General features: G+C 71.7%; 23 protein-coding genes and 2 pseudogenes. 14 read left to right on the plus strand and 11 right to left on the minus strand.

Going from position 1 to position 22,310, the window contains the following annotated elements:
- Window positions 1-117 precede the first annotated feature (117 nt).
- The 3 genes from ACFW01_RS12955 to ACFW01_RS12965 form a co-directional block, all read right to left on the minus strand.
- Window positions 118-927, minus strand: a complete 810-nt coding sequence (locus ACFW01_RS12955; RefSeq protein ID WP_234959208.1) for an ABC transporter permease — start codon at window positions 925-927, stop codon at window positions 118-120.
- Window positions 924-1,937, minus strand: a complete 1,014-nt coding sequence (locus ACFW01_RS12960; RefSeq protein ID WP_384503490.1) for an ATP-binding cassette domain-containing protein — start codon at window positions 1,935-1,937, stop codon at window positions 924-926. The genes ACFW01_RS12955 and ACFW01_RS12960 overlap by 4 nt, the downstream gene beginning before the upstream one ends.
- A 125-nt stretch (window positions 1,938-2,062) precedes the next feature.
- Window positions 2,063-2,947: an SDR family NAD(P)-dependent oxidoreductase gene (locus ACFW01_RS12965; RefSeq protein ID WP_384503600.1), complete on the minus strand. Its 885-nt coding sequence runs from the start codon at window positions 2,945-2,947 to the stop codon at window positions 2,063-2,065.
- Between the two features lie 107 nt (window positions 2,948-3,054).
- Here ACFW01_RS12965 and ACFW01_RS12970 point away from each other — a divergent pair, with 107 nt between their 5' ends.
- Both ACFW01_RS12970 and ACFW01_RS12975 read left to right on the plus strand, forming a co-directional pair.
- A complete protein-coding gene (locus ACFW01_RS12970; RefSeq protein ID WP_384503492.1) occupies window positions 3,055-3,729 on the plus strand; it encodes a TetR/AcrR family transcriptional regulator in 675 nt (224 codons plus the stop codon).
- A gap of 219 nt (window positions 3,730-3,948) precedes the next feature.
- Complete coding sequence (locus tag ACFW01_RS12975; RefSeq protein ID WP_384503494.1) at window positions 3,949-4,809, plus strand: alpha/beta fold hydrolase; 861 nt, start codon at window positions 3,949-3,951, stop codon at window positions 4,807-4,809.
- Between the two features lie 20 nt (window positions 4,810-4,829).
- On the opposite strand, the gene ACFW01_RS12980 is transcribed toward ACFW01_RS12975, so the two are convergent.
- A complete protein-coding gene (locus ACFW01_RS12980; RefSeq protein WP_384503496.1) occupies window positions 4,830-5,303 on the minus strand; it encodes a hypothetical protein in 474 nt (157 codons plus the stop codon).
- Between the two features lie 316 nt (window positions 5,304-5,619).
- On the opposite strand from ACFW01_RS12980, the pseudogene ACFW01_RS12985 reads away from it, so the two are divergent.
- Window positions 5,620-6,162, plus strand: a pseudogene (locus ACFW01_RS12985) (alpha/beta fold hydrolase); the annotation flags it as partial.
- Between the two features lie 288 nt (window positions 6,163-6,450).
- Here the strand turns inward: ACFW01_RS12985 and ACFW01_RS12990 are convergent.
- Window positions 6,451-7,077 (minus strand): TetR/AcrR family transcriptional regulator, encoded by a 627-nt coding sequence (locus tag ACFW01_RS12990; RefSeq protein ID WP_234959202.1) that lies wholly within the window; start codon window positions 7,075-7,077, stop codon window positions 6,451-6,453.
- A 140-nt stretch (window positions 7,078-7,217) separates the two neighbouring features.
- Between ACFW01_RS12990 and ACFW01_RS12995 the strand changes: the two genes are divergently transcribed.
- A complete protein-coding gene (locus tag ACFW01_RS12995) occupies window positions 7,218-7,979 on the plus strand; it encodes an SDR family NAD(P)-dependent oxidoreductase (RefSeq protein WP_384503498.1) in 762 nt (253 codons plus the stop codon).
- Window positions 7,980-8,082: 103 nt separating this feature from the next.
- Here the strand turns inward: ACFW01_RS12995 and ACFW01_RS13000 are convergent, their stop codons facing one another.
- Entirely contained in the window at window positions 8,083-9,885 is a 1,803-nt protein-coding gene (locus ACFW01_RS13000; RefSeq protein WP_384503500.1) for a flavin-containing monooxygenase, read from the minus strand.
- Between the two features lie 174 nt (window positions 9,886-10,059).
- Here ACFW01_RS13000 and ACFW01_RS13005 point away from each other — a divergent pair, with 174 nt between their 5' ends.
- Complete coding sequence (locus ACFW01_RS13005; protein ID WP_384503501.1) at window positions 10,060-11,088, plus strand: SMP-30/gluconolactonase/LRE family protein; 1,029 nt, start codon at window positions 10,060-10,062, stop codon at window positions 11,086-11,088.
- A gap of 10 nt (window positions 11,089-11,098) precedes the next feature.
- On the opposite strand, the gene ACFW01_RS13010 is transcribed toward ACFW01_RS13005, so the two are convergent.
- A complete protein-coding gene (locus ACFW01_RS13010) occupies window positions 11,099-11,692 on the minus strand; it encodes a TetR/AcrR family transcriptional regulator (RefSeq protein ID WP_234959198.1) in 594 nt (197 codons plus the stop codon).
- A 73-nt stretch (window positions 11,693-11,765) separates the two neighbouring features.
- Between ACFW01_RS13010 and ACFW01_RS13015 the strand changes: the two are divergent.
- Window positions 11,766-12,269 (plus strand): annotated as a pseudogene (locus ACFW01_RS13015) (SDR family oxidoreductase); the annotation flags it as partial.
- A gap of 32 nt (window positions 12,270-12,301) precedes the next feature.
- On the opposite strand, the gene ACFW01_RS13020 reads toward ACFW01_RS13015, so the two are convergent.
- Window positions 12,302-13,168 carry an ANTAR domain-containing protein gene (locus tag ACFW01_RS13020; RefSeq protein ID WP_384503503.1) on the minus strand — a complete coding sequence of 289 codons (867 nt, stop codon included), beginning with the start codon at window positions 13,166-13,168 and terminating at the stop codon, window positions 12,302-12,304.
- Between the two features lie 183 nt (window positions 13,169-13,351).
- Here ACFW01_RS13020 and ACFW01_RS13025 point away from each other — a divergent pair, with 183 nt between their 5' ends.
- Complete coding sequence (locus tag ACFW01_RS13025; RefSeq protein WP_384503505.1) at window positions 13,352-13,666, plus strand: maleylpyruvate isomerase family mycothiol-dependent enzyme; 315 nt, start codon at window positions 13,352-13,354, stop codon at window positions 13,664-13,666.
- Between the two features lie 99 nt (window positions 13,667-13,765).
- Entirely contained in the window at window positions 13,766-14,053 is a 288-nt protein-coding gene (locus ACFW01_RS13030; RefSeq protein ID WP_384503507.1) for a hypothetical protein, read from the plus strand.
- Window positions 14,054-14,120: 67 nt separating this feature from the next.
- On the opposite strand, the gene ACFW01_RS13035 is transcribed toward ACFW01_RS13030, so the two are convergent.
- Together ACFW01_RS13035 and ACFW01_RS13040 are read right to left on the minus strand one after the other, a co-directional pair.
- The gene (locus tag ACFW01_RS13035; protein WP_384503509.1) at window positions 14,121-14,345 is read right to left on the minus strand and encodes a hypothetical protein; all 225 of its coding nucleotides are present in this window, start codon (window positions 14,343-14,345) and stop codon (window positions 14,121-14,123) included.
- Window positions 14,346-14,547: 202 nt separating this feature from the next.
- Entirely contained in the window at window positions 14,548-14,862 is a 315-nt protein-coding gene (locus ACFW01_RS13040; protein WP_384503511.1) for a hypothetical protein, read from the minus strand.
- A 293-nt stretch (window positions 14,863-15,155) separates the two neighbouring features.
- On the opposite strand from ACFW01_RS13040, the gene ACFW01_RS13045 reads away from it, so the two are divergent.
- The 5 genes from ACFW01_RS13045 (at window position 15,156) to ACFW01_RS13065 (ending at window position 19,951) form a co-directional block, all read left to right on the plus strand.
- Window positions 15,156-15,998, plus strand: a complete 843-nt coding sequence (locus tag ACFW01_RS13045; RefSeq protein WP_384503513.1) for an endonuclease/exonuclease/phosphatase family protein — start codon at window positions 15,156-15,158, stop codon at window positions 15,996-15,998.
- Window positions 15,999-16,100: 102 nt separating this feature from the next.
- Window positions 16,101-17,117: a serine hydrolase gene (locus ACFW01_RS13050; RefSeq protein ID WP_384503515.1), complete on the plus strand. Its 1,017-nt coding sequence runs from the start codon at window positions 16,101-16,103 to the stop codon at window positions 17,115-17,117.
- Window positions 17,118-17,906: 789 nt separating this feature from the next.
- Window positions 17,907-18,899, plus strand: a complete 993-nt coding sequence (dhaK, locus tag ACFW01_RS13055; protein ID WP_234959191.1) for a dihydroxyacetone kinase subunit DhaK — start codon at window positions 17,907-17,909, stop codon at window positions 18,897-18,899.
- Between the two features lie 49 nt (window positions 18,900-18,948).
- A complete protein-coding gene (gene dhaL / locus ACFW01_RS13060; protein ID WP_384503517.1) occupies window positions 18,949-19,548 on the plus strand; it encodes a dihydroxyacetone kinase subunit DhaL in 600 nt (199 codons plus the stop codon).
- Window positions 19,541-19,951: a PTS-dependent dihydroxyacetone kinase phosphotransferase subunit DhaM gene (locus tag ACFW01_RS13065; RefSeq protein WP_384503519.1), complete on the plus strand. Its 411-nt coding sequence runs from the start codon at window positions 19,541-19,543 to the stop codon at window positions 19,949-19,951. The genes dhaL and ACFW01_RS13065 overlap by 8 nt, the downstream gene beginning before the upstream one ends.
- Window positions 19,952-20,043: 92 nt before the next feature.
- Here ACFW01_RS13065 and ACFW01_RS13070 read toward each other — a convergent pair whose 3' ends face one another.
- The gene (locus ACFW01_RS13070; RefSeq protein WP_234959189.1) at window positions 20,044-20,835 is read right to left on the minus strand and encodes a glycoside hydrolase family 75 protein; all 792 of its coding nucleotides are present in this window, start codon (window positions 20,833-20,835) and stop codon (window positions 20,044-20,046) included.
- 385 nt (window positions 20,836-21,220) lie between these two features.
- On the opposite strand from ACFW01_RS13070, the gene ACFW01_RS13075 reads away from it, so the two are divergent.
- Window positions 21,221-22,234 (plus strand): fibronectin type III domain-containing protein, encoded by a 1,014-nt coding sequence (locus ACFW01_RS13075; RefSeq protein ID WP_384503521.1) that lies wholly within the window; start codon window positions 21,221-21,223, stop codon window positions 22,232-22,234.
- The last annotated feature ends 76 nt before the right edge of the window (window positions 22,235-22,310 follow it).

The following is a 22,310-nucleotide window of genomic DNA, read 5'->3' on the forward strand; positions in this document are numbered from 1 at the left end:
GTCCGGTGCGGTCGGTTCCGGCTCTCCATCTCCGCTCCTTCCGGCCGGGTCGTCCCCGGCTCACTGCCGCCTCGCCTCTGCTTCGCCTCCGTTCGGCCCACCGGATGCGGTCGCCGGTCAACCGCGTGAGACGCGGCCGCGGAGCGCCGTGAAGGCGAGGGCGAAACTGAGGGTGCCGACACCGAGCACCGCCAGCAGCCCCGGCCACAGCTCCGACCACGCCCAGCCGTCACTGAGCAGCGACCGCAGTGCGGCGAGGAGGTACGTGACCGGGTTGTAGTCGGCGATGGTGGCCAGCCACCCGGTCAGCGCCTGCTGCGGCAGGAACGACGTCGTGAGGAACGCGAACGGGAAGAAGAGGAGGAAGGAGGAGTTGACGGCCCCGGGGCTTCCCGTGCGCAGGGCGATCGCGTAGGGGAATCCGGTGAAGGCCAGTCCCCAGAGCCCGGCGATGACGACGAAGGCCAGAGCGCCGAGCACCCCCGTGGTGAAACCGACCCCGACGACGAGACCGAGGAGGATGACCGGGACGCAGAGCGCCATGACGAGCGCGAGGTCGGCCACCATCAGGCCGAGCAGCAGGGCGGTACGGCGCATCGGGGTGAGGAGCAGCCGGTCGAAGTATCCGCTGCTGATGTCGGTGACGAGTCCGCTCGCGCGTGACACGCCGGTCACGGCGAAGATGATCGCGACCGGGAGTTGGAAGGCCCGGAAGTCCTGTACGCCGCTCCGCTCGGCTACGGGTTCCAGGGCGCCGATGTTCACGACGAAGAAGAACACCGGAATGATCAGCGCGGGGACGACGGTTTCGAGATCGCGCGGAATGGAGCGCAGCGCCCGGATCGCGACGGAGATCAGGTCCCCGGCGAATCCGGCCCGCCGCGGCTCCGCGCGTACGATGCCGCCGCGCTCGTCGGTGGTGGTCACGAGGACTCCGTGTCTGACTGCCCGCGCTCCGTGCTCCGCGACGCCTCCGCGTCCAGGTCGCGTCCCGCCATGCGCTCCCCCGTGGCGGAGAGGAACACGTCCTCCAGCGACGGCCGGCGCAGCGAGAGCTCCTGGACGGTCACGCCGGGGGCCCGGGACAGTGCGACGGCCATGGGGCTGATCGCGGACGGGCCGTCGGACACGCTCGCCGTGAGGGTCTGGCCGCTCGTGTCCACCCTGCGCACGCCGTCGAGCGCCTCCACGGCGCGCCGGGCGTCGTCGACGGGACCCTCCAGCCTCACGACGACCACGTCGGTACCGATGGCGCGTTTGAGGCTCTCCGGGGTGCCTTCGGCGACCAGCCGGCCCCGGTTGATGATGCCGACCCGGTCCGACAGCTCATCGGCCTCCTCCAGGTACTGGGTGGTGAGGAACACCGTCATGCCCAGCTCCGTGTTGAGGCGGCGGACCTCCTCCCAGATGCGGGACCGGCTGACGGGGTCGAGCCCCGTGGTGGGTTCGTCGAGGAACAGGACCTCGGGATCGTGGACGAGGGCGAGGGCGAGGTCCAGGCGCCGCTTCATGCCCCCGGAGTAGGTGCCGACGCGCCTGCCGAGGGCGCTTCCGATGTCGACCAGGTCGGTCAGCTGAGCCACGCGTGCCCGGGTGGCGGCGCGGGTCAGGCCGTAGAAGCGGCCTTGCAGGGCCAGCATCTCCGCGCCCGTCTGCCGGTCGTCCAGCGCCGCCTCCTGCAGCGCCACGCCGACCCGGAGCCGTACCTGATCCGCCTCGGTCGCGACGTCGTGGCCCGCCACCGTGGCCCGCCCCGAGGTGGGGCGGAGCAGCGTGCAGAGCACCCGGGTCAGGGTGGACTTGCCGGCGCCGTTGGGGCCGAGGAAGCCGTAGATCTCACCGGCGCGTACGGCGATGTCGACGCGGTCGACGGCGACGAGGTCACCGAAGCGCCGCTCGACGACCTCCGCCGCGATGGCGGTACCCCGCAGTTCCATGACGTGCTCCCCGCATCGGCCTTCGCACCATGTGTACCGGCCGGAACCGCCGCGCGGATGCAGGCGCGCTCCCCGTCGGGGGACCTACGACGTCGTGGTCACCCCGCGCGCGGCCCGGGGCACCTTCAGGGCAGGACCACCGGGTAGGGCTCGTCGAAGTCCGCCGAACGGCTGACCTCCTCCCAGGCCGCCGCCTCGGCCGTCCGGTGGCGGGAGTGGTCCAGGGCCATCGTCGCCGCGTTCACGCCGAGGGGAAGGTGACCGGGGACGTCCTCGCGGCGGACGGTCCGCACGATGATCTCGGCGGCCCGCCGCGGGTCCCCCGCCGCGCCGTCCGTGCTGCGGCGCACGCGGCGGTTCATCTCGCCCACGGTCGCGTCGTACGCCTGCGGGATGTCGTGGACCGTCATCGACGAGCCGGCCCAGTCGGTGGCGAAGCCGCTCGGCTCGACGACCATCACCCGCACGCCGAACGGCGCCGTCTCCGCCGCCAGGACGCGGCTGAAGCCGTCGACCGCGAACTTGGCCGCCTGGTAGGAGGCGATGCCGGGCGACCCTCCGACCCTGCCGCCGATCGACGAGAACTGCACGACCGTGCCCGCCCCCTGGCGGCGCAGGGTGGGCAGGGCGGCCTTGGTGACGTTGTAGACGCCCCAGAAGTTGGTCTCGAACTGGGCGCGGAAGTCGGCGTCGTCCGAGGTCTCGATCGGCGACACGTTCGCGTACCCGGCGTTGTTCACGAGCACGTCGATCCGCCCGAAACGGTCCACGGCCGCGTCGACCGCGCGGCTCGCGGCCTCGGGGTCGGTGACGTCCAGGGCCAGGGGCAGCACGCGCTCGCCGTACGCGCCGAAGGTGTCGGTGAGGACTTCGGGGCGGCGCGCGGTGGCCACGACCAGGTCACCCGCTTCCAGGGCGGCGGTGGCCAGCGCGCGCCCGAGCCCTCGGGAGGAGCCGGTGATGAACCAGACCGGCCGCTCGCGGCCGCCCGCCGTCCCGGTGCTGTTCATGGAGGTGCTTGCGATGGAGGTGTTCGCGTCATCACTCATATTTTTAGTGAAACACCGTTGCCGTATTAACGCAACACCGTTTCACTAATGGCTTCTATGATGGGCGCATGACTGATCAGGCCGCCTTCCAGCGGGCCCGCAGCGTCCAGGCGAAGCAGGCCCGCGAGACCGCGATCCTCGAGGCGGCCCGCGCCCTCGGGGCCCGGCGCGGCATCCGGGAGATCACGCTCACCGACATCGCCGCCGAGGTCGGCATGCACAAGTCGGCGCTGCTGCGCTACTTCGAGACGCGGGAGCAGATCTTCCTCGACCTCACCGCGGAGGGCTGGCGCGCATGGTCCGCCGCGCTGCGGGGGCGCCTCACGGCATGCGAGCGGGCCGCGCCGGCGGCGGTCGCCGACGCCTTCGCCGCCACCCTGTCGGCCCGGCCCCTCTTCTGCGACCTGCTGGCCCAGGCCCCGCTCAACCTGGAGCGGAACGTGTCCCTCGAAGCCGTTCGCACCTTCAAGCTCGGCACGCTGGAGGAGGTCACACGGATCGGCGCCGAACTGGACCGGCTGCTCGGCCTGAGCGAGGAGCAGGCCGTCGACACGGTCGCGACCGCGACCTCCATGGCCGGAGCCCTGTGGCAGATGGCCACACCCCGCGCGGCCCTGCGGGAGCTCTACGCGAGCGAACCGCAGCTCGGCCACGCCGTCGTGGAGGTGGAACCCCGGCTGCGCCGCGTCCTCACCGCCCTGCTCATCGGCATGAACGACGAGAGCGGCGCCCGCACGAACTGATCCGCCGCGGACCCTCGTGAGGACGGGGCTTGCCCGTCGTTCCGGCGACGGGCAAGACGGCAGCCTGCGCCCAACAGCCCGCCCTGCCCATCACCAACCGCGTCCCCGGCACGCGCACCCTGCGGGCGTTCGTCGGCCCTTGAGGCACCCGGTTCGGGGCAGGCGGGATGCCAGGGGCCGGGCCTCGGGCCGAGCCTCCGGAGCGGGAAGGGGCTTGCGGTGTTCGAGGGTTTCGCGGCCGAGACGGTGGACGCCGGCGAGGCATCCGTCTTCGTGCGGTACGGAGGAGAGGGGCCGCCCCTGCTGCTGTTGCACGGCCATCCCCGTACTTCGGCGACCTGGCACCGCGTCGCGCCCCTCCTGGTCCGGCGCGGCTTCACCGTGGTCTGCCCCGACCTGCGCGGTTACGGCCGCTCCCGAGGACCCGCCCCCGCCGCCGACCACGCCCCGCATGCCAAGCGTGCCGTGGCCGGGGACATGGTCGAGGTCATGCGAGCGCTGGGGCACCGGCGCTTCGGGCTCGCCGGCCATGACCGCGGGGTGCCGGTGGCGCTCCGCCTCGTGCTGGACCACCCGGAGGCGGTGACCCGGGTGGCTTTCCTGGACGGGATACCCCTCAGCGAACATCTGGCCCGCGCCGACGCACGGTTCGCCACCGCGTGGTGGCACTGGTTCTTCTTCGCCCAGCCGGAGATTCCCGAACGCGTCATCAACGCCGACCCGGACGCCTGGTACCGCGGCGACCCCCAGGTCATGGGGCAGGAGAACCACGACGAGTGGCGGGCCGCCACGAGGAACCCGGACGTCGTCCGCGCGATGCTGGAGGACTACCGCGTCGGGCTCACCGTGGACCGGCGCCACGAGGAGGAGGACCGGGCGCGGGGCACACGGATCCACTGCCCGGTCCTCGTTCTGTGGTCACTGCGGGACGACCTGGAGGACCTGTACGGCGACCCGCGCGCAATCTGGCGCGACTGGGCCGACGACGTGCGCGGCCGGGGCATCGACGCGGGCCACCACGTCGCCGAGGAGGCCCCCGGCCCACTCTCCGCCGCCCTGGGCGACTTCTTCGCCCTCTGATGACTGCCGCAGACTCGCCCTCAGCAGATGTCGAGGCGATTGAAGTCGTACGTCGCCTCGTCCCGCACCGTGTAGATCCGGCCGTCCGCGGGGATCTTGACGTCGAACCTGGGCCCCCAGAAGTGGACTTGGGCTCCGCCGGTCTGGTTGTTGCGGACGGCGAGCGCGTCGATGAAGTTCGACAGCGACCGCGTATCGCACTTGAACAGGTGGAAGACGCTGTGCCTGCCGTCGCCCTGGCCCACCGACACGCAGGCGATTCCATCCGCCACCGAGCACGCGACAAGCGCCGCGTTCCGGTCGGCGCTCGCCACGTTCCGCTGCACCCACTCCCCCGAGAACAGCGGGTAGATCTGCGGTGTCCACGCCGCCGTTCCGGCCTCCCCGTTCGATGCCGCCTGCGCCGGTGCCTGCGCGGCCAGCGGAACAAGGGCCGTGGCGATCACCGTCGCGACCATCGCGGCCGCCCATGACCTGAGACCTCTCGACTTCATGTGCTCTCCTCCTGCAATCGCAACCGATGCAGCCGCCGCGACGGCGAGACGCGGTCACCACGGCTGGCGCTCTTGTCCGACCGGAGCACACACCTGTCCTGCTTCGACGGCCATGACAGCCATGACAGCCGGTAACTCCCCCGAGTCGGCGCCTCGAAGCGTAGACCGCGCCAACGGCTTCGCGACCCTGAGAATTGCCAGGGTGGTGCGCGCGACGGCCGTGGACGGGGCGGTGACGGTGCACGGAGGCCCCGTGGCTACGCTCGACTCTCCCTGAAGCCGGAGTTGAGGAGAGCAGACCGTGCGCAGCGCCACCGTGACGCCCGGAGGCAGCCGGATCCGCTGGGTCGAGCTGCCGGGGCAGGAGCCGCCCCGCGTCTACGTCCACGGTCTGGGCGCCACGTCGCCGGCCTACTTCGCGGAGGTCGCGGTTCATCCCCTGCTCGCCGGACGCCGGTCGCTGCTGGTCGACTTGCTCGGGCACGGCATCAGCGACCGGCCGACGGAATGCGACTACACCCTGGAATCCCACGCCGATGCCCTCGCCGCGGCCCTCACCGGTGCGGGTGTCGTGGGCGCCGAGCTGGTCGCGCACAGCATGGGTGGCTCGGTGGCCATCGTCCTGGCCGCCCGGCACCCCCGGCTGGTCTCCCGCCTGGTCGTGGTCGACGGCAACCTCGACCCGGTCCCCGCCCGCGCTCGGCTCGGCGGGCAGCGGCGGCATCGCCGCCTACTCCGAGGAGGAGTTCCTGGCGGGCGGCTGGGAGGAGGTCCGGGACAGGGCCGGTTCCCTCTGGTGGTCCACGATGCGCTTGGCGGGCCGGGAGGCCCTGCATCGCAGCGCCGTGCACCTCACCCGCGGCACCGTCCCCACCATGCGTCAGCTCCTGCTGGACCTGAAGATCCCCCGCGCCTACCTGCTGCCCGAGGCCGACGGCCCGCTCCCGGGCACCGACGTGCTCACCGCAGCCGGCGTGTCCGTGGTCCCGGTCCCCGACTGCGGGCACAACATCATGCTGGACAACCCGGAAGGCTTCGCCCACGCCACCGCGGAGGCCCTTTCGGACGGCTTCCGGCGGTAGGCCCAGGGCCGAGCACGGCGTCCTCCTCGGACGGGCCGGGGGTGGGCCCGGTCACTCCACGGCGTTCAGCCGAGGCCGGCCGCCACCGCTGCCAGCGCGGTACGCAGGGTCGCCGCGAGCTCCGCCCGGGCGGTCGCCGCGTCGATGCCGGGCTCGGCCGTCCGGTACGCGTGGTGTTCGACCGCCGCGCGGAGAGAGGCATTGAGCATGGCGGCCCAGACGGCGGGCCGCACGTCGCCGTCGGGCAGCCCCGCCCGTTCGGCGAGCGCGCTCGCGAAGACGGGCTCCGCCTCGTCGTGGGTCTGCAGCCAGACCGCCCGCAACCCCGGTTCCCTCCGGGTCAGCCGCAGCAGGGCGCCCACGTCCGGGCCCGGCAGTGCGGCGTCGGCGGCCCACAGGTGGTCGAAGGCCTCCTCCAGCGGTTGCCCGGCGCTCCACTGGCGCAGCGCGGCGGCGATCGCGTCGATTCCCGTCGAGAAGAACGGGCGTACGCAGCTCTCCTTCGTGGGGAAGTAGCGCCAGACCGTGCGTGCGGAGACGCCGACCGCCTGTCCGATCTGCTCCCCCGTCGTCGCGGCGACGCCCTGCGCGACGAAGAGATCGACCGCTGCCCTGGCGATCCCCAGCCGAATCTCGGCCTTGCGCTCCTCGGTCAGCGGGGGGCGTCCCGTCCGTCCCCGAGCTGCGGTCATCTGAGCCTCCGGCGCCAATGAGCATTGCGTCGGTCATTCTGTCACCCACACTTTATGTCACTCAGAGACACAAAAGGCTAGAGTGCTGGTGCGGCAGGACATGAGTCCTCCGCGTCAGCACGTTCTGGATGGAGTAGTTCATGACCGACGATGTGAACGGTCGCAGCGTGATCGTCACCGGAGCCGGCTCCGGCATCGGGCGCGCGGCGGCACTCGCCTTCGCCGCGCAGGGTGACCGTGTCGTGGTGGCCGACCTCAACGCCGACGGAGCCGGCGCTGTCGTCGAGGAGATCGAGACGGCCGGCGGCACGGCCGTGTCCGTCGCGGGCGACCTGAGCGAGCAGGGTGTCGTCGACACGGTCACGGCAACGGCGGTGGGGCGGTTCGGCGGCGTGGACGTGCTGGTGAACAACGCCGGGATCATGGACAGCATGTCGGCGCCGGCCGACGTGAGCGACGCCGAGTGGGACCGCGTCCTCCGGGTCAACCTGACCGCGCCTTTCCTGCTCACCCGGGCCGTGCTGCCCCACATGCTGGCCGCCCAGCGCGGCGCCATCGTGAACACCGCCTCGGAGGCGGCGTTGCGCGGCAGCGCGGCCGGCGCCGCCTACACGGCCTCCAAGCACGGCGTGGTCGGACTGACGAAGTCACTGGCGGTGATGTACCGCAAGAACGGGATCCGGGCCAACGCGATCTGCCCGGGTGGCACCGCAACCGCCATCTCGGTCGAAGCCGACCGCACGGCGCACGGTCCGGCGGCGCTCGGCCGGCACTTCGTCAACCTCGGCCGTGTGTCGCGGCCTGAGGAGCAGGCCGCCGCGATCCTCTTCCTCGCCTCCGACGCCGCGAGCAACATCAACGGCGCGATCCTGCCGGTCGACGACGGCTGGTCCGCCGTCTGATCGCGGCGTCCGGTCCACCCGCCGAGTTGCCGCGCTGCTTCCTGGGCCGGCCGAACGACCGGGCCCGGGAAGCACATTGCGTCTCTCTCGCCACGTCGCGGACTCAGGAAGGCCGACGGGCGGCGAGAACGTCGCTCATGGATGTCGCCCGCCACCGCGTCAGGAGGTCGTGGAACGCGGCAGCGCCGTCGGGGTAGGCGATGGGGCCGTTGGGCCGGCCGCGTCCTTCGCCGTTGTAGTACCCGGGGGTGCACTCGGCGTGGAACCACTCGTGGTCGGGCGCGCCGTCGGACAGGACCGCGAGCCAGGCGTCCTCTGCCTCGCCGGAGGGTTCGACGACGGCTCCCCCGGCCTCGGCGGCGGCGACGAGTGCCGCCGCGTGCACGGCGTGCTCGTCGAGCACGTGCGTGAAGTTGACGCTGCTGGCGCTCTGCGTCGCCCCCAACTGGATGAGGTTCGGGAAGCCGTTGCGGGTGAAACCGTGCAGGGACCGCGGTCCGCGCTGCTTCAGCGCGTCCAGCAGTCGCACGCCGCCCCGGCCGCTGACGGACAGCTTGCCGGAGTGGACGCCGGAGACGCCGACGGAGAACCCGGTGGCGAAGACCAGGCAGTCGAGCGCGTATTCCGTGTTCCCCACCACCACACCGTGCTCGGTCATGCGCTCGATGCCGTGCGTGTCCGCCGTGTCGACCAAGGTGACGTTGTCGCGGTTGAACGCCTGGAGGTAGACATCGGAGAACGTGGGGCGTTTGCAGGCGTAGCGGTACCAGGGCTTGAGCTTCTCGGCGGTGTCCGCGTCGGCGACGATCCCCTCGACGCGCTCGCGGATCTCGTTCATCTTGCGGGCGTCGGCGACCTCGTAGGCCTCTTCGAAGACCTGCCGGTCGGCCGGCCGGCGGAAGCTCGGCAGGAGCTTCTCCAGCAGGCCTGCGGCGGCGGTCCACCGGTCCGCCACCAGGTCGTGTCCGGCGGATTCCCCCGAGACGATGCGCAGGAAGTTGTCGCGGCGTTCGCGTGCCCAGCCGTCGTGGTCGGCGCCGACGTCCCGCGCGGTCGTGCGACGGTTGGCGCGCACGTCCACGGTGGAGGGGGTGCGCTGGAAGACGTAGAGGTGTCCGGCGTCCTCGGCCAGCTTCGGGATGACCTGCACCCCGGTGGCGCCGGTGCCGACCACGCCGACGCGCTTGTCCGCGAGGCCGGTGAGTCCGCCGTCGGGCGTCCCGCCCGTGTAGCCGTAGTCCCACCGCGAGGTGTGGAAGGTGTGCCCCTTGAAGTCCTCGATCCCGGGGATGCCGGGCAGCTTCAGCTCGGTGAGCGTGCCCGTCGCCGTGACGACGTACGTGGCCCGGAACCTGTCGCCCCGATCGGTCGCCACCCACCACGACTGCGTGGGCTCGTCCCAGGCCAGGGAGGTGACGGACGTGGAGAACAGCGCGTCCGCATAGAGGTCGAACTTCTCGGCGATCCGCACCGCGTGGCGGCGGATCTCCTCCCCGGGGGAGTACTTCCACTCCGGTACGTACCCGGTCTCGTCGAGCAACGGCAGGTAGACGTGGGACTCGATGTCGCAGTGAATGCCCGGATACCGGTTCCAGTACCAGGTCCCGCCGAAATCACCGCCCTTCTCCACGACACGGACCCGTTCGATCCCCTGTTGCCGCAAGCGGGCACCCGCCAGGATGCCGCCGAATCCACCGCCGACGACGGCCACGTCCACGTGGTCCCGGAGAGGTTCACGCTCACCCGTGCGCGTCGCGTACGGGTCCTCGTCGTAGGAGCCGAACTCCGCATCGGCGGACAGGTACTGCCGGGTGCCGTCGGGGCGTACCCGCCGCTCCCTCTCCTGGCGGTAGCGCCGCCTCAGCTCGGCCAGTGCCTCGGAGGAGATTGCATCCGGGTACGTCATGTGGGGGGACCTCTGTCCTTCCGGTTCGGTGCGCGGAAGTCGCTCCGCCGACGCAAAGACGCACAGGCGCACCGGACTTGAGCTGGCATGCACTACCGTAGCAAGAACCGGACAACACTGTCCGGTTGCGATGCGGACAGCTTCCGCAAACTTTCGGACAGGAAGAGCGACCCCATGCAACGACTCCCGATCCGATCCCTCACCGGACTCGCCGCGCTGGGCCTGTTGGTCCTCACCGGCTGCGGTACGGACACTCGGCCCGGCCCCCAGGGCGCTTCCGCCGCCGGCGCCGGCGCCGACCGGACCATCCGCGCCCAGAAGGTGATGCGGCTGACGGAAGTGCACCCCGAGACGGGCATGACCCTGCTGGAGGGGCCGGCCTTCGGCGCGGACGGCAGACTGCTCGTCGTCGATGTCACCGCACCGGCCGGAGAACCCAAGGTGCTGCGCGTCGACCTGAAGCGGAAGACGTCGCGTCCGGTCCACACCGACGACCGCGGCGCCTACACCTCGGCCCAGTTCAGCCCCTACGACGGGCGCGTCTACCTCACCGACTTCTCCCACGGCGACATCGTCAGCCTGGCGCCCGACGGCAGCGACGTGCGGACCTTCTTCTCCGGTGAGGTCGACGGCGCGAGGATGAACCCGGACGACCTCGCGTTCGACCGGGACGGCAATCTCTATATCAGCGACTCACGCGGTATGTCCGAGGGCGCGGCGACGGGGCGCGTGGTGCGCATCGACCGGGACGGGGGCGACGCCACCGTTCTCGCGGACGGGCTGGCGGCGCCGAACGGCATCTCCTTCGACTCCGAGTACCGCGGTCTGTGGGTCAGCGAACTGCTGGAGAACCGTGTGTCCTACCTGCTTCTCGACGGGAAGGGCCACGTGACGTCACGGCACACGGGCATCAGGGTGAACGGCGGTGTCGCACAGACCGACTCGATCGCCGTGGACGCCGACGGCAACCTGTACCAGGCGCTGCACGGCCGCCCCGCGATGGCCGTGTACGACCGGAACGGCGAGCGCCTTGCCACCGTCGAGGTCCCGGCCCGCGAGGCACAGGGACTGCGGTCCGCGACCAACGTCGCCATCACGCCCGGGGGGACCAAGGCCTACATGACGGTCAGCGGAGCTGACGGAGGCTACCTGTATTCCTTCGGGGCACTGGCGGAGGGCGTCCGCCAGTCCAACGGCGGCTGAACCACCGTTCTCACCCGCCGAGCGGGCGCACCGGCCCCACTTCCACACCGAGCAGCCGCCAGGCCGCCATCGCCCGGCGTTCTCGCGACTCGCGGGTGGGGCCGGTGACGGCGCCCGACACCATGGCGACCGCGATCATCAGGTCCTCCTTCGCCGCGGCCAGCCGATGACCGGGCGGCAAGTGTGCCCGCAGGGCTCGCTCGACGCGCTCCGACAAGGCCGCGGCATACGCCGGGACACCCGGACCGCCGGCGGCCCCGTCGGCGTGCAGCATGCTGATGAAAGCCGCCGACTCGGTCTGATGCCAGGTGAGCACGCCCAGGATGCGCGCGATGTCGGCGTCCGGAGCCTGCGCGGCTTGCTCGATCTGCCGGACGTTCTCGTCGAGGACGGCGGTGGCGACGGCCGCCCGGTCGGGAAAGTGCCGATAGAGCACCCCCTGTCCCACCCCGGCCCGGCGCGCGATCGCGGACAACGGAGCGTCGAGGCCGTTCTCCGCGTAGATCTCCCGCGCGGCCGCGATCACGGCGGCACGGTTGCGGGCGGCCACCCTGCGCCCGTCGTTCGCCGGCCGTCGCTCATCGGACACGGGTCGCTCAGTCATCCCCGGAGCCTATCCCCCGGCGCCGGAGGCCAGTTGCGTGCCGCTCACCGACTCAGACCTCTCGGCGGAACCGGAGGAATTCGGCCACGTCGTCGCGCGGGGCGGAGCCGGCGTCGTCATCTCCAGCATGGCCGGCCATATGCTCCCCGCTCCGATGCGGCCGGAGCAGGAGCAGGCTCTCGCGCACACCCCCGCCGACGAGCTGCCGGCCCTGCCCTTCGTCACCAGCGGCGACCTCGGACCGACGGCCTACGCATGGGCCAAGTACGGCAACCGCCTGAGGGTGCAGGCGGCGAGCATCTCCTGGGGGCGGCGCGGAGCAAGGATCAACTCGATCAGCCCCGGCGTGATCGCCACCCCGACGGGGCAGCAGGAACTGGAGGGAGCCGGCGGCGACACCGTGCGAGCGATGGTCGCCGCCTCGGCCACCGGTCGCGTGGGCACCCCCGACGACATCGCCGCCGCGGCGGCGTTTCTGCTGGGCCCCAGCGCCAGCTTCGTCACCGGCACCGACCTGCTGGTGGACGGCGGGGTCGTGGCAGCCGTCCGCGCAGGCCGACTCCACAGGGACCGCTGAGGCCCCCGGCCAGCACCGGCAGGACGTGCGCCTCAGTTCGGTCGGCGGGTGGCGGTGGCGTGGAGGCTTTCCAGTGCGTCCAGGACGACGGTGTTCCAGTGCCAGGACAGCCAGCGACCGGTGTGGGCGCCGGTCTGCTGGAATGCCGCGAGTTGGGCTGTGGTGAAGTCGGCCATGGGGTGTTCGTGGTGGGAGGAGACCATGCCCAGGATCGCGCCGCTGCCGCTGGTGAGGGGGACGCTGTGGGCGGCGCGGCTGCCCGCTTGCAGGATCGCGTAGCGGGACGCCTCGTCGAACACCTCCGCGCTCGCCACGTCTCCCACGGTGACCTGTCGGCGTTCGGTCGCCGCCTGGGCGCAGGCGGTGGTGGAGCCGTCGACGAAGGCGAAGAATTCGGTGAAGTACCTGTTCAGTCCCGCGTGGCGGGCCAGGTGCAGCCGGTCGCCGTCCAGGAGCTGGACGTTGCCCATCGGCGTCTGCGCGATCGACAGCACTCGGTGCAGTACCGCCTTCAGCACGGCTCCCTGAGCGCCGCGGGAACCGGGCTCCAGCGACAGCCCGGGCAGACGTGGCGGATCGTGCCGCCGCCGCGCGGGGAACCACAACCGCGCGTCACGATCCGGAGCGGGCACGCGGACCACGGCGTCCGCCAGCGTGTGCAGCTTGACGTTGCACTGCTGCGACACCGTCCTCAACAGCTCGAAACCGTCCCGGTCTTCGTCCAGTCGGTACCGCTTGACCAGCAGATCCTGCGCCGCCGCCACTCCCCTGTGAGCGAGCCGGCGGTTACGGGTTCCGAGCTGCTCCAGCGACTGGCGCACGGCACGGGAACCGGGTGCGGAGTCCGGCGGTTCGTACTGAGCAGTCACCTCTTCCGGGCGGCAGAGGAACTGGTCCATGGAAGCTCCGATCCTGGACGCGAGCAGTGGGCATGCCGCATCCGCGCCCCTGAAGGCGCTCTGCGGGCAGCACCTACTTCCCAAGCGCTCCAGGTCCGACTCTAACCAGAGTCCAGTGCAGCCGATGAGTACGGGCTCCGACGGGAGTCTCATCCAGGACACCCGATCTCTGGAGGCCCGCCAGTGGCTGAACCGCACGTTCTGGAAACACGGAAAGCCCTCGAAAGGGCGATCCACCTCGAGCGGTCCGCGCTCGCTCGAGACCTCGCCGAACTCGGCGAGGCACAGTGGGCGACACCTTCCCTGTGTGAACGCTGGACCGTGGAAGAGGTCGTAGCCCATCTGACGGCAGGTGCCGGCACGGGGATGTGGCGCTGGCTGCTGAGCATGCCGGCCGCCCGGTTCGACCCTGATCTGCACAACGACCGACGACTCGCGCAGCACCGCGGGGCTACGCCCGAAGAGACCCTGCGTCGGTTTCGCGAAGTCGTCACCTGACCCGCCGGGCCGACGGGCCATACTGCGGCCTGGCTGGGCGAGATCGTCGTCCACAGTGAGGACATCCGTCGGCCTCTGGGTCTGGTGCGAACACCCCCGGTGGCCACGACCACCGCCGTGTCCCGGTTCTTCGCCGGACGCGATTTCACCGTCGCGAGCAGGACGGTCATCGCGGGCTTGCGGGTCGAGGCCACGGACGGACCGTTCACCACCGGCTCGGGGGATCTGCTCCGGGGGCCGACCCTCTCACTGGTGATGGGGATGGCAGGCCGTGCGGCGGCCTGCGATGACCTGGAGGGTGACGGTGCCGCGATCCTGCGCGCCCGACTGCTCTCCGCGTCCGCGGATCGGCTGCGTCGGCACCGTGGCGCCGGCCGGGCACGCTGAGGTACGGACCACCGGGGCGGCGGAGCGCTTGCGGACGACGCTGCGGTACGGCTGGAGCCGGCCGGTATCAGGCGGCGCTGAAGTCGTGGGCGGGGCCGTCGCGCCACTCCACCCACCGCGAATCGTCCAGCAGCGCTTCGGGATCGGCGATGCCGGCGCCCTCCAGGAACACGACCAGGTCGTGGTCGCTGCAGGCCATGCCGAGTATCTCGTCCCGGCCTCGGCGGTGCACGCTCACGCGACGCCCTCCTGTCAGGGAAGGCCGGTGCACCACGATCGGAGCGTTGGTCATCCCTCCAGCGTGCTCTTCGGGCTGCCGTGGTGCGAGCGGAGGGGTTCCGGGCCAGCGCTTGCAGCCGTCAGGCGAGTCCAGGCATCCCGCCAGTCACCCTCCGGGCTGCCGGGAAGAGCCGGCTCATGACACCGGGCAGTAGGCGGCCGCGCACCTCGAACTCATCCCGCAGGATGGGAGGCTCGGTCTCAGGTCTCAGGTCTCAGGTCTCATGGCTGGAGGCGACCCCGGCATCGAGATCGAAGGGGACACCTGTCAGCCGTTCGCTCACTGCCCACAGCCGCCTGCCCTCCGCGGGGTCCTCGGAGCCTGTGGGGGGCTTGGCGGGCTTGGGGGTGCCCGAGGTCTGGTCCCGTCCAGCCGGGCCGATGAAGCCGCCCGACCGGGCCTGCGGACTGGTCGCCGCGTAGAGGGACGGCCAGGCCGCGCCCTCTGCCGACCCCATGAGCATGCGTGCGGCGATCGAGGTGATCACGCGGCTCAGGCCGCCGTTGCCGTGCTGCTGCAGACCCGTCATCGCCGCCCCGGGTGCACGACGAGCGCCTCGACGGGGCTGCTCGCGGTGCGGCGCGCGAGTTCGAGGGTGTAGACGATGTCGGCGCGCTCGGACTTGGCGTAGGCACCCATGCAGGAGCGTGCCGTCCTCGACGCCCGCCGGCTCTCGGGTCGTCGTCGAACTCCACTCCTCGTCCGCCTGGGCCCCGCCGGCCCAAGCGTGCGTTTCTTGAATCTTCATGCTGCAGTCGACGGCACGTCAGCGGTCGGATTCAGGATCCGGATGGTCAGAGAACCTGCCCCAGGAGGCCCTCCGTGATCCGCCGAACCCTGTCCGTCCTCATCGCAGCCGTCGCGCTCGCGGCCGCCGCCGGTCCCGCCACCGCCGAGGAGATGTCCGCCGACCGGCTGCCCGGTCACCGCGTCCTGGACGTCATGACGTTCAACATCCATCACGCCCAGGGCACCGACGGCGTCCTCGACCTGCGGCGCGTGGCGAACGTCATCCGCAAGAGCGGCGCGGACGTGGTCGGCCTCCAAGAGGTCGACAACCACTACTCGTCGCGCAGCAACTGGGCAGACCAGCCTGCCGAGTTGGCAGAACTGCTGGGATACCACGTGGTCTTCGGCGCCAACATCGACAACAGCCCGTCTGCGCCCGGCGGCCACCGCGTCCAGTACGGCACCGCGATCCTCTCCCGCTACCCCATCACCGCCTCGGACAACACCTGGCTCTACAAGTCGCCGGGCCAGGAGCAGCGCGGTCTGCTGCACGCCACGCTCGACGTCCATGGCAAGAAGGTGGAGTTCTACAACACGCATCTGGCCGCCGGCTCGCAGACCGACCGTCTGCGGCAGACGGCGCAGGTGGTGGATCTGATCGGCACGACGAAGCCTGGGATCCTGGTGGGCGACTTCAACGCGCCGCCCGCCGCTCCCGAGTCGCAGCCGCTGCAGAAGGCGTACACCGATGCTTGGGCCAAGTCCCTGCACGCGCGGGGCGACGGGGCGACCTACCCTGCGGAGTCGCCGACGGAGCGCATCGATCTCATCTACACGACCCGTAAGGTGACGCCCCTGGTCACTCAGGTTCTCAACGGAGACCCGACGGCATCGGACCACCGCCCGCTTCTCAGCAAGGTGCTCGTCAGGCCGTAGGGCACACTGCGCACGGAGGGAGGTCACCAGGTGCACGTTGCCGGCGGTCACATTCAGGAATCACCCGGTGACCTCGAACTTTGATTCGATTACCATCTCCCCGTGCATGAGAACCCACCTGTTCGGCGACGCGGCCGCTCCCGCCGGGAGCAACGACGTCGCCGCCGGGCCAGGAGACGCCGCATGACGTGGACCGTGACGTCGGTCGTGATCCTTGTCGGCGGCGCCACCACCTATGCCATCACCCGGAGCGACCCCGGTGACTCGTCCGCGGTCGACCTGGCGAAGGCTCCGTCCCCCGCGGCCGTCTCGGCCAAGGCGAAGGCGGGCGAGGCACCTGCGGACGCACCAAAAGCGCTGCCCTCGCCCACCCCGTCACAGAATTCGTTCGATCTCGGACCGGCTCTGGCTCCGGTGACCGCGCTCTTCGGCGACAACCGGATGTCCGTGGCGATGCTGGATGTCGAGAGCGGTGCCATGGCGACGTACGGACACGACGCCTTCGACACCGCCAGCGTCGTGAAGGTGGACATCCTGGCGACTCTCCTGCTCCAGGCCCAGGACCAGGGGCGGAGGTTGAGCACCGAGGAGCGCGCCCAGTCCGCTGCCATGATCCAGAAGAGCGACAACGACTCCACCAGCGCCCTGTGGACCCGGATAGGCAGTGCCCCGGGACTCGACGCGGCCAACGAACGGCTCGGCCTGCTCCAGACGCGGGGCGGTCAAGGGACCGTCTGGGGCATCACCCAAACCACGGCGGAAGATCAGATACGCCTGCTGCAGTCCGTGTTCGGGGACGAGTCGCCCCTGAGCGAGGCGTCGCGTACCTACATCCAGGACCTGATGCGCAACGTCGTGGGAAGCCAGACCTGGGGCGTGTCCGCAGCGGCCGACTCGGGTACGACCGCCCTGAAGAACGGGTGGCTCAAGCGGACCCAGACCGAGAAGTGGGACGTCAACAGCATCGGCCGGATAGAGCATGAGGGCCGCGTCTATCTGATGGCGGTGCTTCTCAACGGCTGCAGCACCCAGGAGGTCGGCATCAGCATCGTGGAGCAGGCGTCGCGCGCGTCCGCGACGGCGTTCTCCCGAAAGCTCGGGGAGACGTCGGCCGGCTGACGGCCCCCTGGAACCCACCGACGCTCACCGCAGGTCCAACGACGACGTCACGCGGGGCCGGCGCCGGCCAGGACGAGCGGAAGGCGGTCGCTAGGGCCTGTCTGACAATTCCCGTCGTCGCCCGGAGGGCGGCCTCGCGGCGTCAGGTGCGTGCTCTCGCCGTGCCGGGCGTAGAGCCTCGTACTGGATGTACTTGGCTCTGCGCCCGGTGCGGCGAGAGTGCGTGCATGGCGTCGCGAGGCAGACGGGAATTGTCAGACAGGCCCTAGCCCCCTCGACGAGACGGACCGGGATCTCCCACTCCTCCTCGTGCACGTGGCAGGCCGGGTACGGGATGTCCGGGTCGTCGTCGCAGGACGCGGCCGTCGCAGAGACGTGCAGCAGGCGCAGGGTGCCGGGCGCAGCCTCCGTCGTCCCGCGCCGTACGCCGTCACCGGCCCCCGCGCCCAGCACCTCCTGCGGAGCCCGAGCCGGGTCAGCCGCTGCCGGACCGGGCGAACCCAGCCGCCTCGACGCGGAAGCCCAGGTACATATCAGGTCCTGCGCTTGGTCGTATCTGCCAGATCGGTAGTCCCTGAGCGCTGTGGACGTTGCCTCGCGTGACGTTCGCGGTCGCAAGGCCGATACTGCCCCTGTGTGCCTCTTGGGGCCAGCACTGAGTCAGCATCGGTACCGCCAGAACCCGCTCCGACCGTCATGGAACGTCAAGACCACGAACCAGGAACTCTCACTCTGACCAGCGAGAACGCAGGTCGCGAGCCTGTCTGCTCATCAACTTAGGAGATACCCATGAAGATGCTCATCAACGTCCCCGAGACCGTGGTCGCGGACGCGTTGCGCGGTATGGCGGCCGCCCATCCCGAGCTGGCCGTGGATGTCGAGAACCGGGTGATCGTGCGGCGGGACGCGCCCGTGGCGGGGCAGGTGGCGTTGGTGTCGGGTGGTGGGTCCGGGCACGAGCCGCTGCACGGCGGGTTCGTGGGGCCCGGGATGCTCGCGGCGGCCTGTCCGGGTGAGGTGTTCACCTCGCCGGTGCCGGACCAGATGGTGCGGGCCGCGGCGGCCGTGGACAGCGGGGCCGGGGTGTTGTTCGTCGTCAAGAACTACACCGGTGACGTGCTCAACTTCGACATGGCCGCCGAGCTGGCCGAGGACGAGGGCATCCAGGTCGCGAAGGTGCTGGTCAATGACGATGTCGCGGTGACGGACAGTCTCTACACGGCCGGGCGGCGCGGCACGGGGGCGACGCTGTTCGTGGAGAAGATCGCCGGGGCCGCCGCGCAGGAGGGACGCCCGCTGGAGCAGGTGGAATCGCTCGCCCGGCGGGTCAACGACAGCTCCCGCAGCTTCGGCTTCGCGCTCAGCGCCGTCACCACGCCCGCCAAGGGCACCCCGACCTTCGACCTCCCGGCGGGGGAACTGGAACTGGGCATCGGCATCCACGGGGAGCCCGGCCGTGAGCGGCGTCCCATGATGACCTCGGGTGAGATCGCCGAGGCCGCCGTGGACGCGGTCCTCACCGACCTCGCGCCGCGCAACCCGGTCCTCGTGCTGGTCAACGGCATGGGCGCGACGCCGCTGCTCGAGCTGTACGGCTTCAACGCCGAGGTGCAGCGCATCCTCCGCGGGCGGGGGGTCGCCGTCGCCCGTACGCTCGTCGGCAACTACGTCACCTCGCTCGACATGGCGGGCGCCTCCGTCACCCTGTGCGAGATCGACGAGGAGCTGCTCGGGCTGTGGGACGCGCCGGTGAGCACCCCCGGACTGAGGTGGGGCATGTGACGGTGGACGGGGAAGGCATCGCAACGTACCTACCAGGCAAGGAGACACCGTGCTCGACGCCGACTTCTTCCGCCGCTGGATGACGGTCACCACCGCGTCCGTCGACCGCGAGGCGGAACGGCTCACCGCCCTCGACTCGCCCATCGGCGACGCCGACCACGGCAGCAACCTCCAGCGGGGGTTCAGGGACGTGTCGGCCGCGCTGGAGAAGGAGGTGCCGGACACTCCCGGCGCGGTCCTGATCCTCGCCGGACGCCGGCTCATCTCCACCGTCGGCGGTGCCTCGGGGCCGCTGTACGGGACGCTGCTGCGCCGTACCGGCAAGTCACTCGGGGACGCGCCCGAGGTCAGCCGGGAGCAGTTGGCGGAGGCGTTCCGGACTGGCGTGGACGCCGTCATGACGCTCGGAGGTGCCGCGCCGGGCGACAAGACGATAATCGACGCCCTGGTGCCGGCCGTGGACGCCCTCGGTGACTCGTTCGCCGCGGCGCGCACGGCGGCCGAGGAGGGGGCCGAGGCGACCACACCGTTGCAGGCCCGCAAGGGCAGGGCGAGCTACCTCGGCGAGCGCAGCATCGGGCACCAGGACCCCGGCGCCACCTCGGCGGCGCTGCTCGTCGCGGCACTGCAGGAGGCGGCCGGTGAGTGACGAGAAGCTGGTCGGGATCGTGCTGGTGTCGCACAGCGCCGCGGTCGCCGCGTCCGTGGCGGAGCTGGCCAAGGCGCTGTCGGGCGGTGGCGCGGCCGTCCCCGTGGCCCCGGCGGGCGGGACCGCGTCCGGCGAGTTCGGCACCAGCTCCGAGCTGGTCTCGGCGGCCGCCGCGTCCGTGGACCGGGGCGCGGGCGTCGCCGTCCTCACCGACCTCGGCAGCGCGGTACTCACCGTCAAGGCGCTGCTCGCCGAGGGCGACGAACTCCCGGACCACACCCGTCTGGTGGACGCGCCGTTCGTCGAGGGCGCGGTGGCCGCCGTGGTGACGGCCTCGACGGGCGCCGACCTCGCGGCCGTGGAGGCGGCCGCCGCCGAGGCGTACTCCTACCGGAAAGCATAGGGGCCGCGGCCGGGACGGGCGGTCGGTCGGGAGGCCGGCCGCCGTGGCGCGCAGCGCGGTGTGCGGGGGCGCGGCCCCCGGTCGCCCCCGTCTCAGTCGTCGCCCATGAACTCCCGCACCAGCCGCTCCCCCTCCTTCTCCGCGGCCTCCAGGTCCTCGATGGGCTCGACCTCGCTGCCCTTGAAGACGATGTACGTCACGTCGGACGCCGCACCGCCGCCGTGCGGGTCGGCCGGGACGCCGAGCGCCTTCGCGGCGGCGTAGGACGCCTCGCCGATGAGGTCGCGCGGGCCGATGTCGCCGACGACCGCGTACCGCACCCGGTCCCCGTGGACGAGGGCGGCGAGCGATCCGCCGCGCACGTCGTCCTCGCGGTGGTCCCAGATGTCGCTCGGCTCGGGCACGACGACGTAGGGCAGGCGTTCGGCGTCCAGCGGGCGGCCGTCCGACCGGGTGAACGCGGTGGCGGGGCTGAAGTGCGGGTCGCTGTGACTGTTGCAGCGGTCGCCGGGCACCCCGTCGCAGTCGACGTCCAGGTCGGCCTTCCAGTACACGGCATCGCGCTTGCCGCAGACCGGGATGTCGGCCGGCGTCCCGGCGTCCTTGCGGTAGCGCCCGCGCGAGACGGGTGTGCAGTCGCGTACCTCGGCCAGCAGGTCGGCAGCGCGGACGGGCGCCTCTCGCCCGTCTCCCTTCGGGCGTTCCGGGACCGGTCCGATCCGGACTTCGGACCGGTTCGCCCGCCCCGGGGCCTCCTGGGACCGGTCGTCGGCCAGGTGGCGCGCCGGGAGGTCGGCGCGGAGCGGGTGCGGAGCGTCGGGGAACGTCGTGGGAGCGATCAGGGCGGCACTGGCCGCGACCAGCGTCAGCGACTGGACACGCACGATGTGGCCTCTCCTGGGGGACATGGGCGGGCACTCGGACCCATCTGTCCCCGATTCGGCCGCGCGGCCACCTTTCACAGGGCCAGACGGTGCACGCCCCGCTCCTCCGCGCCCACCTCGGGGGTGCGACCGGGGGCGGGCGGGCCGGGACCTGGTAGGGCTCCCGGCCCGCCCGGCCACCCGCGCCGGCACGGCATCTGCGACGACAGCGGTCCGCGCCTCGGGCCCGAACCCGCCCGGAAGTCCTTGGAGTTCGGCCCTCAGGCGACTCAGCATACGTAACCCGGCGACGGACCTCTTGATGTGATCGCGTCACGGGCGTCATATTGGTCCGGACCATTGCCGTCGCATCGAATCGGACCGACGCCCCACCGGAGGCTGAGCCGTGCGAGACGTACCCGTTCCCGCTGTCCCCGCTCCCGCCGCCCCCGGCGTGTTCCTGCGCCGGTGCGCCCTGCCCCTGCTCTGCGGCGCGGTCCTGCTGACCTCCTGCGGCACGGGCGCGGGCGGGGAGGGGGAGGACGGCGGGCTGCCCGGCGTGCCCATGGGCGTCACCGCCGAGGCGGGCAGCGCGACGACCGTGCACGTGATGTGGAACGCGCTGGACGGGGCCGAGACCTACGAGGTGTACCGCGGCGGCACGTTGGTCAAGAAGGTACCGGCCTCCGACCGCATGGTGGATGTCACCCGGCTGCGTCCCTCGACGGCGTACGCCTTCACCGTGCGGGCACGCGACTCCGACGGGCGGCTCGGGCCGCGCAGCCGGGAGGTGCGGGCCACCACGCCGGCCGCCGTCACCGACGCCTCGGCCCCCACCCGCCCGGAGGGCGCCGAGGGCCGGGCGGCGGGCGGCCGGGCGGTGCAGCTCACCTGGTCGGCCTCGAAGGACGACCGCAAGGTGGTGTCGTACGACGTCTACCAGGGCGGCACGAAGGTGCACAGCGTCGGCGGCGCCCAGACGGCGGCCGTGGTCACGGGGCTGCGGCCGGGCACCCGTTACACCTTCACGGTGCGGGCGCGGGACGCCGCCGACAACCTCTCCCCCGCCAGTGCGGTCGTCCGCCTCTCCACCCCGGGGTCCGACGACGGCCGCGCCTCCGCGCCCACCGCTCTGCGCGCGGCCTCCCATCTCGCCGACGGGGCGTACTACCTCGACCTGACCTGGGTACCACCGCGGACGGACGGCCCGGTCGCCGAGTACCAGATCCACCTGGACGGCCGTCCGGCGACCTCCCTGGTCTACGGCGCCGAAGCCCCGCGCGACCGGGCCGAGTACAGCTTCTACGCGGGACGGGAGGCCGGTGTCACGCACCGGGTGCGGGTCCGGGCCAGGCTGGCCGACGGCACCTGGGGCGGCTTCTCGGAGGAACGGGAGGTGACGCTGGGCGCGGGCGGCTGACCCCGGCGCGGCCCGGGCCGGGCGGCGTGTCACCTGGGCGGTCGCGCTCGGCATGCGGGTGCGGCCGCCGCGCTGT

It is taken from the genome of Streptomyces sp. NPDC058985 (genome assembly GCF_042740985.1).
Taxonomy (GTDB): Bacteria; Actinomycetota; Actinomycetes; order Streptomycetales; family Streptomycetaceae; genus Streptomyces.